Below are 12111 nucleotides of genomic sequence, written 5' to 3' on the forward strand. Positions count from 1 at the left end.
TTGGCTCCATTACAGACGGGTTCCTTGAAGTCGTGAAAGCATTCTTAGGGAAGCTGCTGGATAGCTTAACTTCCCTTGTCGATATGATTAACAGCAAAATCGGCAATATTGTGGAATCCATTCTTGCCCTGTTTGATTATTTTCCCTCGCTGTTCTCCGGGTTCACCGGATTTCTCGCCGCCGTGTTTCCGTTTCTCCCGCAGGAGTTTTTTGACATTTTGATTTTAGGGGCGGCGCTGGCTGCTGTGCTTCTGATTTTGAAAGTGCTGAGAAAGTAGGCGCATATGGAATATATCGGGACGCTTTTTGAGCTTACCAAAAATCTGATGGATACCCAGTTGACGCTGTACGGCTTTACATTTTCCTACTGGCAAATTTTCATTTGGACAATGATTGCGGGTTTGATTCTCTGGTTTTTAGGAAAGGTGTTTTTGAATGATTGATACTGATGTTGGTGCAGCCGGTTCCGAGGTTTTCAGCGTTGAGCCTTCCGACACGGAAGCATCCGGTTCCGGGACTGTTGAAACCGTTCTTGTCTCTGTTGAGGAATCCCGCCCGTTCCTGACAACTGATTTTTCAGATTACACGGTAACGGAGGGGCTTTTGCTCCTGATTTTTGTAATGCTGTTGCTAAAGTTCTTTTTGGACCTGATTCGGAGGTGGTTTTAATGGTTCAGATTGTGACGGACTTTTTTGGACTGTCCGGGTTGGATATGGTTCCCCCGCAAAACCTTGCGGAACTGATTCCCTATCTGCTGCAATTTATCGTGGCGGTGGTTTTGGTTTTGGCGGTGTTTAAGGTCATTTCTGCCATTGTCCAAATCTTCTGTGACTGGCGGTGGTTTAAGTGATTTTTATTGCGGCTGTGATTGCCGTTCTCATTTTAGCCGCTTTCCCAAAAGTCCGCTGTGTTGCGTTCCATCCGGTAGCATCCGTTTATTACGGTGTGAAGGACCTGTATTTCTATTTCAAGCTGAACATGAAAAACCTTTGCCCTACCGGGTCGCTGGTTGCCTATGTGGGGCTGTTTGGAAAAGGAAAGACCCTTTCTGCCGTTCATCAGGTGGTTTCCGCATACCGCCACTATGACGGCCTGCCGGTGTGGTGTTCCCGCCGTCATAAGATGGTGACACAGCGTATTAAAATCATCTCCAATGTCTCGCTGTCCGTTCCGTATGAAAGCTTTGTTTCGCTGGAACAGATTGTGCTTGATGCGGAGCGGAAGTCCGAATATGACGATGCAAACGGGACATTGACGGTCACGCTTGTTTTGGGGGATGAGTTCAGCGTTCAGCTAAACAGCCGTAACTTTAAGAAAAACATTGACCCGCTCTTTCTGAATACGCTGCTGACCTGTCGTCATTATCATATCTCCCTGTTCTACACGGCCCAGCGATTCATGCAGGTTGATGCGCTTCTCCGACAGGTGACAAGCTATGTCGTGGATTGTGATAAGACTTGGCGCATTCAGGGAAATAACGAATATGACGCTTGGGAGATGGAAAACGCCGCAAACGCAACATTGCTTACCCCGCTTCGGCGGCATGCATGGTTTGTCCGTGACCGGGATTATGAAGCGTATGATACATTGGCCTGTGTGGGAAATCTGAAAAAGGATATGCAGGACGGCAATATGATGTCGGAAACAGAAATTCTTGCGTTGCAGCAGAATCAAAATCAGACAAATATGGACGGCGTTGTAAAGCCTTCCCGGCGCTGGCAGAAAAGCCGAAAGAAAAAAACCTTTTAGGAAAGTGGGGTCCCCGCGCTCCGGCTCGTCCGGAGCGGGGACCCCCGCCCTGTTTGGTAACACAAATTTTTAACCTGGGCAATCGCAGCTGAAGCTAAAATGTGTTACACGGCAATCTCCATAGCAAATTCATTCGGGCTGAACCAGCCCAGAGACTTCCGGGGATAGTCGTTCATCCACTCCTGACAGGCTGTAATTTCCCGTTTGCTCACCTTGTTAAAATCCGTTCCTTTGGGGAACCATCGGCGAATCATACGATTATGATTCTCGTTGGTTCCCTTTTCCCATGCCGCATAGCTGTGGCAATAGAAAATTGGGCATCTGGCTACGGCTCGTAACTCTGCATATTGGAGAAACTCGGAGCCGTTGTCCGTTGTAATGCTCTTAAACTTTACACCGCTCTTTCTAATACGCCTTAGCGCTTCTCGCACCGTTTCCGCTTTCTTGTTTTCAAGCTTTCGGATAATCTCAAATTTCCCGGTGCGTTCTGTCAGGGTCAGCACCGCGCCTTTCCCGCTGGTGCAGGAAACAACCAAATCCATTTCCCAATGCCCCGGTTCTTCCCGGCTGTTGATGTAGTTCGGGCGTGTGGTGATGCTAGGTAAATCCGGGTGGGCAATCCTCCGCACAGGCCGATACCCATGCTTCTTTCGCTTGGACTTTTCAATTAAGTCTTTGTTGCGCAGGTGGAGAAATACGCCCTTTGAAATGTAGCTGTATAGGGTAGTCACACAAATGCCGGTCTGGTAGCCCTGTTTCCGGGCCTGTGCCAGAGCCGCCGCAGGAGAGTAACGCTTTCGCTTGTCACCGCCGCCCAGCATGAGCCGCTCTAAATAATCCGCATAGGCACGGTCATGGCCGATTTTCAATGGCCTGCCCTTGGCTGTTTGGGCGTATTTGTGCCGTTGTTCCGCTTTGTGGGCAGAGTAGCGGCGCTCGTCGTAAAAGTCGCAGGTATGCGTATATTCCCCGGTTTTAAGCTCGTTGTAAATCGTCTGGCGGCAAAAGCCCAATTGCCGGGCAATCTCTGCAACCGGAATGCGATTGCGGCGCATGGCTTCTAACTGCTGTCGCTCATCGTGGGTCATGTAGTGCTGTTTTTTCATCATGCGTTCCTCCACTCAAAGTGAATTTAAAACGTGATATAAAACAGTACCGCCCACGGCTATCCCGTGGGCGGCTTCTCTGTAACACAATATCGCAGCTGCGCCAGCCGGCCGGCGCGGGTGGTTTGTGTTACACTTCCGTTTCCGCGATTTTCTTTGCCCTTCGCTCCACAAGTTCAAAATATCTCTTTGCACTCTGCAAATCTCGCTCCAACTGCCTTAATTCCTCCGTGGCCCGTTGTAGGTTGTATAGCCGGTCCCGCTCCCGCTTGATGTCTGCTTCAATGCACTGCAAATCCTTTTTACGGCTTTCCAGTTTGTAGAAGCAGAAAAGCACAAGGCTTTCAAATTTCTCATTCAGGCTGTTTCCCTCCTGCGCTTCCAGAATGGCGGCGATTTCATCCGAATAACGGAAGCTGCGGAGGTTGCTTTTAGGGCTGTGTCCTCTCATGGTTTCGTCTCCTTTTACGACGTTTTGTGGGCTTCAATGCCCCTGTATGCCCCGATATCTTGGGGCCTGTCTTTTTTCCCACGGAAAAAAACAGGATAAAAACTAGCATTCCGCCCGGTATCCGTTCCGTTTTAGGTATGCTTCCGCCTGATGCTCCTGTGAAAAGGTGCGGCTTTGCCGCTTCTGTCTGTCCCGCCCGGTGATGGGCTGACCGTCCGCAGATAAAATTACGTACCGCAGGTTTCCGTGCTTTTCTACGGGGTTGAAATAGACCGCTTGCCCGATTTCGTTAATCATCTTCATAGCTGCACCTGCCGTTCCGATTCCAGCAGCTTTGTGTAGATTCTTTTTCTCAAAAGAGTATCGGGGTCAAGCGTGGATTTATCTTCAAGGTCCCATGCAAGTAGGCGTTTTAGGCTGGTTTCCTCTTTATCCGTAAGTGTAATTGTATAAGTAGTCATAGTCCGTTCCTCCCAAAATAAAATATTGTGTCTGCAAAAGCAGGGCTTGCCGCTGCTTTTGTTGGCCGCAGGCTTAACCAATTTCTATCTGGTGTCAAGGGGACCGTGGAATAATTCCAGTGCGCACACTGGTGTTATGCCGCGAAAGCCCCTTTACACCTGATTGATATTGGTTAACTTCCTGTCCCGCAGGACACATTATTCTCATCGTCTACGCCGCAGCGTTTCAGACTTTCGGGAGGATAGAGCATTGTAACACACTCTCACCCGGCAGCCAGCGTCCACCGTCTGCCTATTCGTGTTACAAAAAAGCAGCATCGGCTAAGATGCTGCTTTTTCCATATTACCATTTTTCTGTCAAATGTCCATTTTCTTCTTGACATTTGCCCTTCTAAAATTCAGTGAAATAAAAAACACACAGCAGTAAAAAACTTTTTATTTGAGGGAAGAAAAAAATTTATATGATTATGGAAAATTATTGTAGCTTTTGTCACCGAATGACGATATAATGAGTGCAGATTTGATAATGGGAGGGAAACTGCATGGAAAACCGGGAAAAGCAGAATTCAATGGCGCTTCATCGGCGGTTAGCAGTAGGATTTGGAGCGGTCAATCTTGTTACAATACTGATTACTTTGCTCAGCGTGACCGTGATGGCGCGCCTGCATGCCGCGGGCAGTGTTTCAGCGGGCTTTCTCACGGTTTTTTCCGGCGGAGTGGCGGCACTGACAGTTCTTTCGATTGTGCTGAGCGTGATTGCGTGCAGACGTCTTGACAGTAGCATGACCCGGCCGATGAAAATTCTGAACGGCATTGCAACCCAGCTTTCCCAAGGAGATACGTCGGCCAACGTAAAGGTGCTTACCAATGACGAGGTGGGCAGGCTGATGCAGGCATTTAAGACCATGGTGGAGAGCACCAGACGGCAGGCGCAGGCCGCCGAGACAATTGCCAAAGGGGATTTGACCGCGCAGGTGGCGTTGAACTCCGACAAGGACGTGCTGGGCATGGCGCTGAACCACATTGCGGAGAACAATAGCCGGATGCTTTCCCGTATCCGGGCGGCTTCCGGCGAAATCGCGGCCGAGGCCGGGCAGATTTCAGAGGCAGGAGGGCGCCTTGCGGAGGGCTCCAGCCGACAGGCCGGTTCCCTTCAGGAGCTGGCGGCGGCGGTGGAGCAGGTGAAATCCAACATCGACCTCAGCGCACAGCATGCCGCAAAAGCCCGCACCCAGGCAAACAAGGTCAGTCACGACGCGGAGGACGGCAGCGGACGCATGAGCGAGATGCTGGAGGCGATGGACGAAATCAGTGTTTCCTCCACAAATATCTCCGGTGTGATGAAAGCGATTGAAACCATCGCGTTTCAGACCAATATCCTGTCGCTGAACGCCTCGGTGGAGGCGGCGCGGGCCGGACAGTACGGCAAGGGCTTTGCCGTGGTGGCGGACGAGGTGCGCAATCTGGCGGCACGCTCCGCCAAGGCTGCGCAAGAGACTGCCGACATGGTGAAGGACTCCGTTCAGCGGATTGAGCACGGCACGCGGATTGCCCGGGAAACTGCCGATGCGTTCCATAAAATTGTGGACGGCATTCATGAGGTGGCGGATCTGGCGGGAAAAATTGCCGACGCAGCGGCGGAGCAGGCCGCAGGCGTATCCGCCATCAACGACGAAATCGGGCAGGTGTCCGCCACGGTGCAGGCCAACTCCGCCGCGACGGAGGAAAGCTCCACCTCAACGGTTACCCTTTATCGGCAGGCTGAAGAGCTGAAGTCGTTGGTGCAGACCTTTAAGCTGCGGGTGAATTGAAGTTGTTTTTCACAGAACGCCGATAAAAGGAACGGACCGGACGCCCTGCGGCGTCCGGTCCATTCTTTTGGAAGATTGATGAAAAAAGTTTTGTCCCTTGCAAGTATGATAATACCGGTCAGATATTAAGCAAAAAAGCAGGGTTTGTTACAAAAGTTTTAAATCAACGTTGGACAAAGCTTTTTTTAAGGCCGCGCGCAGAATATTCTGGCGCTTTTTGCGGCTTTGTTATGTAAGCCGGGTGGGATTCAGGGCTCCTCGTCCGGTTCGTCGGTCAAATGCATGACGGAAACCTCGTAGGCCGTACGCTGCTGGGGTACGCCGTCCACGACCTTTGTATAGACGCGGCTCTGGAATCGGCCCTCCACGCCCAAGGGCTCGCCCACCTTCCGGCGGCTGACGCTTTGCGCCAACTGTCCCCAGACAATGACGGGCAGATAGTCTGCCCGGCTGTATCGGCGGCCCACCGCCAGCATCACGTCGCAGATGCTGCGGCCAAGGGGCGTGCGGCGGAGGATGGGGGGCTTGCACAGCGTCCCGGTCAGGAGAACGCGGTTGATTGGTTTGCCGTCCCATGGCTCCATGGAAGCGGCATAAACCGTCAGCACCAGTCGGCTGCCGCAGCCGCTTTTGTTGTTAAAGGAGCGGAGCTGGCCGAGGATATGTACGCTTTGGCCCTCTTCAAGGCAAGGCGGCAGGGGGGCGCGCACAAGGACGGGGAGCGTGTCCAACTGGCCGGAAAGACGCTCCACGCGCAGGGGAACGCAGTAAAAGCTGACGCTGTGGTTTTCGTGGGAGAAGCTGGGAGCGGCGGCCACCGTGCCGCACAGCTCCACTTCGTTTCTGGTTTGTTCCATGCCGTACACCTCTGTCCGTAAAGATGACGGGACAGAGTCGGCGTGCCGCCGACCGCATCCCATCGCAAAAACCCGCGCCGCCCAATCCCGCACTTTTGTGCGCGGACGGGCAGACACCCGCAGTGTGGTACAGCCTATGACGGGCTTGTCTGAAATAGACCGGAAGATTTCTCTTTCCAAACGGAGGAATTCGCATATAATAAAGAAAAGAAAAGGGGAGGAGGTGCGGTCCATGGCAAATCTGATGGACTATCTTGACTGGCGAGGGGATTTAACCTTTTCTCAGGCGCCCTTCAATGAGGTTGACAGCCTGATTTTTTCCGAGTTGGCCTATGCCGATTTCCAAGGAATCGTCCCCGGTGTGGATGAGAAAGGCGGTGTTCCGCTGCGTGAAGCGGTGGAGCGTTTCTTCGACGAGGGTAGGGAAAAGGAACTGAAGAGGAGCGTGCTGCTTCCGGAGAAAATTCCCAATATGCTGAAGGAGCTGAGTGGCTCTGTACGGTTTCAGGACTTGCTTCTGAGCTGCTGCGAGGAGCATCTGGACGAGGTGCGCCGGGAACAGTTTGCCGCCATTTCCGTGGAGCTTCCAGGGCGGACGGCGTACCTTGCTTTCCGGGGAACGGACGACACGTTGGTTGGCTGGAAGGAAAACTTTGACATGGCTCTTCGAGATGCGGTTCCTGCCCAGATACGGGCGGCAGACTATGTGGACAGGGTTGCCAGACAATATTGGGGCTGGAAGCTGTACCTCGGAGGCCACTCTAAAGGTGGAAATCTGGCGGTGTACAGCGCCGTACATTCTAAAAAAACGGTTCAGAATCGAATTCTTGCTGTTTACAACAACGACGGACCTGGCTTTCGGGCTACGCTTACGGGCCGGGAAGAGCACCGGAGGATCGCGGACAGAATTCACACGATTCTGCCCAAGTCCTCGGTGGTGGGTCTTCTGATGGAGCACGAGGAGGAACTCACCGTGGTGGATTCCACGCAGATAGGAATTTTGCAGCACGACGGCTTTTCCTGGTGCGTAATGGGACCGGAATTTGTCCGGGTGGACGATATGACCGACATCGAAGTAAACGACAGGGTGCTCAAGGCGTGGGTAAACGGCCTCAATCAGGAGCAGAGAGAGCGATTCTCCGACGCGCTGTTCGAGGTGCTCTCTGCGTCCAGCGCAGACACGCTGGCAGAACTGCGTGCACAGGGACCCAAGTCCGCCGTCGCCGTATTAAAAGCGCTGGCGGTTTTGGACAAAAAGACGTTGACGGCGCTGAATTTTGCCGTGGGCGTGCTGTTTAAAACGGGAACCCAGTCCTTGCTGGAGGACTGGAAGCGAGATGGCCGCCGCCTTTTTAAGGAGTGGGCGGACTGGAGAGAGAGCCGGAGCGAGCAGGCAGAGAAAACGTAAAAAGCTCCGACGGGAAGAGGTTTCCGACGGGGATGAAACCTCTCTTTCCTAAGCCGTTTGGCTTTAAAAAACATTTACTTGGAGCAAGCGCGCTTTGCGGGCGGACGAAAGAAAAAATACAGGGCCCCGGGGAATTCCTTCCCCGGGGCCTTGTCTTGCATCGCCCACAGGCGGTAAACTTGTTTTCAAATAAGCATCCTTAAAAAAGGAATCAAAGCAAGTTCTTAGACGCTTAAAATTTGACTGCCGAAAGTTTTTGACTACCGTTCCTCACGGAAATAGGGGAGGCCCAAAGATGCGGGCGGCTGATTTTCTTTCCGGTTGCGCATGGAGACAACCACCAGCACGGCCAGCGTCACCAGATAGGGCAGCATCTTGAACAGCTCCTGAGAGCTGCGGTTCAGGCCGGGGATGTAGAAATACATCCAGAACAGCAGACCGAAGAGATAGGAGCCCCAAATGGCGCCGATGGGCTTCCATGTGGCGAAGATGACCAGCGCAACCGCCAGCCAGCCCAGAGATTCAATTCCACCGTCGTTGGCCCAGGTACCCTTGGTGTAGTCCATCACATAGTACAGTCCGCCAAGGCCGGAGAGGCCTGCGCCAAGGCAAGTGGCCAGATACTTATTGCGGGTGACGCTGATGCCCGCCGCGTCGGCGGTGCCGGGGTTTTCGCCCACAGCTCGCAGATTCAGGCCCATGCGGGACCGGCTCATGAAAATGTGAAGTGCCACGGCGATCAGAATGGCCGCATAGGCCAGAAATCCATAGGAAAAGAACAGCTTTCCTGCGCTTCCAAAATCGGCCAGAGGTGTGGAGGACCGATATGCGGAAGAGGTGACTGCCACAGAAATCTGCCCCACGCCGCCGGCCAGCTTATTCAGGCTTCCGCCAAAGAAGTTGGCAACTCCGCCGCCAAAAATCGTCAGGGTCAAGCCGGTGACGTTTTGGTTGGCCCGGAGCGAGATCGTCAGAAAGCTGAAAATCAGTCCGCCCGCAGCAGCCGCCAAAAAGGCGCACAGCATGGAGATCACAAGGCCCGCAACGGGAGAGGGAGAGGTGGTGGACGCCTCATAGAAAAATGCACCCATCAGGCCCGCGATGCCCCCTAAGTACATGATGCCGGGGACACCCAGATTCAGGTTGCCGGAGCGCTCCGTCAGGATTTCGCCCAGCGCGCCGAACAGGATGACCGTTCCAAAGACGATGGCCGCCTGAAACAGAGAGATGAATTGTGTCATGCGTCCGCCCTCCCCACCGGGCAGCTTGCGCCGCGCTTGCGGCGGAAGCTGACTTTATAGCTGATGAAAAACTCGCTGCCGAGAATGCAGAACAGCAGGATGCCGGTGATGATGTCCGACACAAAGTTATTCAGGTTGTACCGGGATGCAATCTCCACGGCGCCCTTCTCCAGAAACAGGAGAAGGAAGGAGAAGAGAATCATCACAAAGGTATTGAATTTTGAGAGCCACGCCACAATGATGGCGGTGAAGCCCCGTCCGCCCGCAGTGGAGGTGGAAATGGTATGGGACGAACCGGAAACCGCCAAGAAGCCCGCCACGCCGCAGATAGCACCGGAGAGAAGCATGGTGCGGATATAGACCTTCTGCACGTTGATACCGGCATACCGCGCCGTGTTCTCACTGTCGCCCACCACGGCGATCTCATAGCCCTGCTTGGAGTATTTCAGATAACTGTACATCAATACGGCGATGATAAGCACGATGATGACATTCAGCATGTATGCCTGCCCAAATACGCTGGGGAACCAGCCGTCCTTGGTAAGCTGGTTGATGACGCCCACGGAGTTGGATCCGGCGGGATTTTCCCATTTGGACACGGCATAGCTGGTGAGCTGGATGGCCACATAGTTCATCATCAGGGTGAACAGCGTCTCATTGGTGCCCCAGCGGGCCTTGAACACGCCGGGAATCAGGCCCCACACGCCGCCGGCAATCATGGAAACCACCAGCATGACCAGCAGCAGAACCGGGGTGGGAAGTGTTCCGCCCAGATAGATCATGCACGCGGCGGTGGCAATGCCGCCCACCAGAACCTGACCCTCCGCACCGATGTTCCAAAACCGCATCTTAAAGGCCGGGGCCAACCCCACGGCGATGCACAGCATCATCATCGCGTCCCGGATAGTGACCCAGGCGCGGCGGGAGGTGCCAAAGGCACCTTGAAACATAGCCTCGTAGACCTTCAGGGGGTTGAGGTGAACAATGGAGAAAATAATCAGGCCGGAGAGCACCAGTGCCAGCGCCAGCGCGGCGCCCCGGATCAGCCAGGACTTCTCTCTGGAGATGCCCACGCGCTTTGAAATATGGATCAGGGGTTCGCTGCCGCTGCATTTGGAGGTGCCGCACGCGGAAGTACCGCAGGATGTTTCAGGCTTGCTCATGACGCCGCACCCTCTTTCCTGAACTGAGTCATCAGCAGACCGAGGCCCTCTTTCGTGGCTTCTTCACGGGGGACAACGCCGCTGACCTGACCGCCGCACAGAACCACAATCCGGTCGCACAGCTCCAGCAACACGTCCAGATCCTCGCCCACGTAAATCACGGCCACGCCTTTGAGCTTTTGCTCGGTCATGAGGTTGTAAATCGTATAAGAGGTGTTGATATCAAGGCCCCGGACGGCATAGGCGCTCATCAGCACCGTGGGGTTCATGGCGATCTCTCGGCCCACAAGAACCTTTTGCACATTGCCGCCGGAAAGCTTGCGAATCTGGGTGGCAACGCTGGGCGTGACAACCTCCAGTTCATCCACCACTGTCTCTGCCAGCTTCTTGGGCTTTTTCCGGTCGGCAAAAACGCCCCGGCCGCTGAGATAGCTGCGCAGCAGCATATTGTCCGTCAAATCCATGTTGGCGACAAGGCCCATGCCCAGCCGGTCTTCCGGCACAAAGGACAGGGCCACGCCCATTTTCATAATATCCAGCGGGGATTTGCCGATCAGCTCGTGAACGTGCTTGGCGTTTTCAGGATCGTTGGCGGGGGCGTTCGGATTCCACTCCTCATCCTTATAGAGAATGCTACTGCCCGGCTCGCAGAGCTGAAGACCGGCAATGGCCTCCAAAAGCTGCTTCTGGCCCGAACCGGCGATGCCCGCGATGCCTAAGATTTCACCGCCCCGGGCGGTAAAGCTCACGTCGCTGAGACGGGGGACCCCGTCCTTATCCTTTACGGTGAGGTGCTGAATCTCAATGCGCTCGGTGGTTTTTTCCGCCTTGGGGCAGTCGATATTCAGCTCCACGGCCCGGCCCACCATCATGTCGGTGAGCTTCTGAGGGTCCGTATCGCAGGTGGACACATCTCCGATGAACTTGCCCTTGCGCAGCACGGCCACACGGTCGGACACGTCCATCACCTCGTGGAGCTTATGGGTGATGATGACCAGCGCCTTGCCGTCCGCCTTCATATTGCGCATGACGGCAAACAGCTTGTCGGTTTCCTGAGGCGTAAGTACGGCGGTGGGTTCGTCCAAAATCAGGATATCCGCGCCCCGGTAGAGGACCTTTACAATCTCCACCGTCTGCTTCTGGGAGACGGACATATCGTAAATTTTCTGATTGGGGTCAATGTCAAACCCGTATTTGTCCGCAATATCCTTGACCTTCGCCGCGATGGCCTTGCGGTCCAGCTTGCCCTCTCCAGTGAGGCCCAGAACAATATTCTCCGCTGCGGTAAACACATCCACCAGCTTGAAATGCTGATGAATCATACCGATGCCCAGATCAAACGCATCTCTGGGGCAGCAGATGCTCACGGCCTGACCATTTACATAAATCTGGCCCCCGTCGGGGAAGTAGATGCCGGAGAGCATATTCATCAGCGTGGTTTTTCCACTGCCGTTTTCTCCCAAAAGGGAGAGAATCTCTCCGCGCCGAAGCTCAAGGTCCACGCCGTCGTTGGCGACGACTTCGCCGAAGCGCTTAGTGACCTGCTTCATGAGGACTGCGCTGGTTGTCTCCAAGAAAGACCATCCTTTCCTGCCAAAAGTGGCTCTAAATGCGTTATGCAAGAACGATGCCGGATGGGTTGACCGGCTTCTGTAAAACAAGATCAGTATAGCACGGTTTAAATGCCTTGTAAATCAAAATTCGCCCTAAAAATGTGAAAATTGAATATTTTTTTTTAGGCAAAACAAAAATAATTATGGAAAGCATCCAAATATAAGCGCTGCTTTTGGAGGGCACTGATGTACCATGCTGCCGCAGTGTCCGGCGCACGGAAAAAAAGAACACCCCCGCCGCGAATTCCGC

At 53.9% G+C, this 12111-nt stretch carries 16 protein-coding genes; 7 read left to right on the forward strand and 9 right to left on the reverse strand.

Translation table 11 applies throughout. From position 1 onward, the window contains the following. The 5 genes from B2W96_RS04630 to B2W96_RS04650 form a co-directional block, all read left to right on the forward strand. Window positions 1-278: hypothetical protein (locus B2W96_RS04630; RefSeq protein WP_293009014.1), on the forward strand; the 278-nt coding region annotated here is incomplete at its 5' end. Window positions 279-284: 6 nt separating this feature from the next. Next, window positions 285-443, forward strand: coding sequence for a hypothetical protein (locus B2W96_RS04635; RefSeq protein ID WP_293009015.1), 159 nt, complete (start codon window positions 285-287; stop codon window positions 441-443). Beyond that, on the forward strand, window positions 436-669 hold the full coding sequence (locus tag B2W96_RS04640; protein ID WP_293009017.1) for a hypothetical protein: 234 nt from the start codon (window positions 436-438) through the stop codon (window positions 667-669). The genes B2W96_RS04635 and B2W96_RS04640 overlap by 8 nt, the downstream gene beginning before the upstream one ends. Continuing rightward, a complete protein-coding gene (locus B2W96_RS04645; RefSeq protein WP_293009019.1) occupies window positions 669-851 on the forward strand; it encodes a hypothetical protein in 183 nt (60 codons plus the stop codon). The genes B2W96_RS04640 and B2W96_RS04645 overlap by 1 nt, the downstream gene beginning before the upstream one ends. Further along, window positions 848-1750: a zonular occludens toxin domain-containing protein gene (locus tag B2W96_RS04650; protein WP_293009021.1), complete on the forward strand. Its 903-nt coding sequence runs from the start codon at window positions 848-850 to the stop codon at window positions 1748-1750. Before B2W96_RS04645 ends, B2W96_RS04650 begins: the two co-directional genes overlap by 4 nt. A gap of 104 nt (window positions 1751-1854) precedes the next feature. On the opposite strand, the gene B2W96_RS04655 is transcribed toward B2W96_RS04650, so the two are convergent. The 4 genes from B2W96_RS04655 to B2W96_RS04670 all read right to left on the reverse strand — a co-directional run bounded on the left by B2W96_RS04655 (window position 1855) and on the right by B2W96_RS04670 (window position 3768). Beyond that, window positions 1855-2859 (reverse strand): IS30 family transposase, encoded by a 1005-nt coding sequence (locus tag B2W96_RS04655; protein WP_293009023.1) that lies wholly within the window; start codon window positions 2857-2859, stop codon window positions 1855-1857. A 127-nt stretch (window positions 2860-2986) separates the two neighbouring features. Continuing rightward, entirely contained in the window at window positions 2987-3307 is a 321-nt protein-coding gene (locus B2W96_RS04660; protein WP_293009025.1) for a hypothetical protein, read from the reverse strand. A gap of 102 nt (window positions 3308-3409) precedes the next feature. Then, window positions 3410-3610, reverse strand: a complete 201-nt coding sequence (locus B2W96_RS04665) for a hypothetical protein (RefSeq protein WP_293009027.1) — start codon at window positions 3608-3610, stop codon at window positions 3410-3412. After that, window positions 3607-3768, reverse strand: coding sequence for a hypothetical protein (locus B2W96_RS04670; RefSeq protein ID WP_293009029.1), 162 nt, complete (start codon window positions 3766-3768; stop codon window positions 3607-3609). Before B2W96_RS04670 ends, B2W96_RS04665 begins: the two co-directional genes overlap by 4 nt. A gap of 542 nt (window positions 3769-4310) precedes the next feature. Between B2W96_RS04670 and B2W96_RS04675 the strand changes: the two genes are divergently transcribed. Further along, window positions 4311-5579: a methyl-accepting chemotaxis protein gene (locus tag B2W96_RS04675; protein WP_293009031.1), complete on the forward strand. Its 1269-nt coding sequence runs from the start codon at window positions 4311-4313 to the stop codon at window positions 5577-5579. 248 nt (window positions 5580-5827) lie between these two features. On the opposite strand, the gene B2W96_RS04680 is transcribed toward B2W96_RS04675, so the two are convergent. Next, the gene (locus B2W96_RS04680) at window positions 5828-6436 is read right to left on the reverse strand and encodes a single-stranded DNA-binding protein (RefSeq protein ID WP_293009033.1); all 609 of its coding nucleotides are present in this window, start codon (window positions 6434-6436) and stop codon (window positions 5828-5830) included. A gap of 232 nt (window positions 6437-6668) precedes the next feature. On the opposite strand from B2W96_RS04680, the gene B2W96_RS04685 reads away from it, so the two are divergent. Next, window positions 6669-7844 carry an Mbeg1-like protein gene (locus tag B2W96_RS04685; protein ID WP_293009035.1) on the forward strand — a complete coding sequence of 392 codons (1176 nt, stop codon included), beginning with the start codon at window positions 6669-6671 and terminating at the stop codon, window positions 7842-7844. A 260-nt stretch (window positions 7845-8104) separates the two neighbouring features. On the opposite strand, the gene B2W96_RS04690 is transcribed toward B2W96_RS04685, so the two are convergent. The 4 genes from B2W96_RS04690 to B2W96_RS04705 form a co-directional block, all read right to left on the reverse strand. After that, window positions 8105-9085: an ABC transporter permease gene (locus B2W96_RS04690; RefSeq protein ID WP_293009037.1), complete on the reverse strand. Its 981-nt coding sequence runs from the start codon at window positions 9083-9085 to the stop codon at window positions 8105-8107. Further along, on the reverse strand, window positions 9082-10248 hold the full coding sequence (locus B2W96_RS04695; protein WP_293009039.1) for an ABC transporter permease: 1167 nt from the start codon (window positions 10246-10248) through the stop codon (window positions 9082-9084). Before B2W96_RS04695 ends, B2W96_RS04690 begins: the two co-directional genes overlap by 4 nt. Next, window positions 10245-11822 carry an ABC transporter ATP-binding protein gene (locus B2W96_RS04700; RefSeq protein WP_293009040.1) on the reverse strand — a complete coding sequence of 526 codons (1578 nt, stop codon included), beginning with the start codon at window positions 11820-11822 and terminating at the stop codon, window positions 10245-10247. Before B2W96_RS04700 ends, B2W96_RS04695 begins: the two co-directional genes overlap by 4 nt. 40 nt (window positions 11823-11862) lie before the next feature. Next, on the reverse strand, window positions 11863-12111 hold a 249-nt coding region (locus B2W96_RS04705), incomplete at its 5' end, for a hypothetical protein (RefSeq protein WP_293009041.1).

The organism is Oscillibacter sp. UBA6647, assembly GCA_002455655.1.
In the GTDB taxonomy this organism is placed as follows: domain Bacteria; phylum Bacillota; class Clostridia; order Oscillospirales; family Oscillospiraceae; genus Oscillibacter.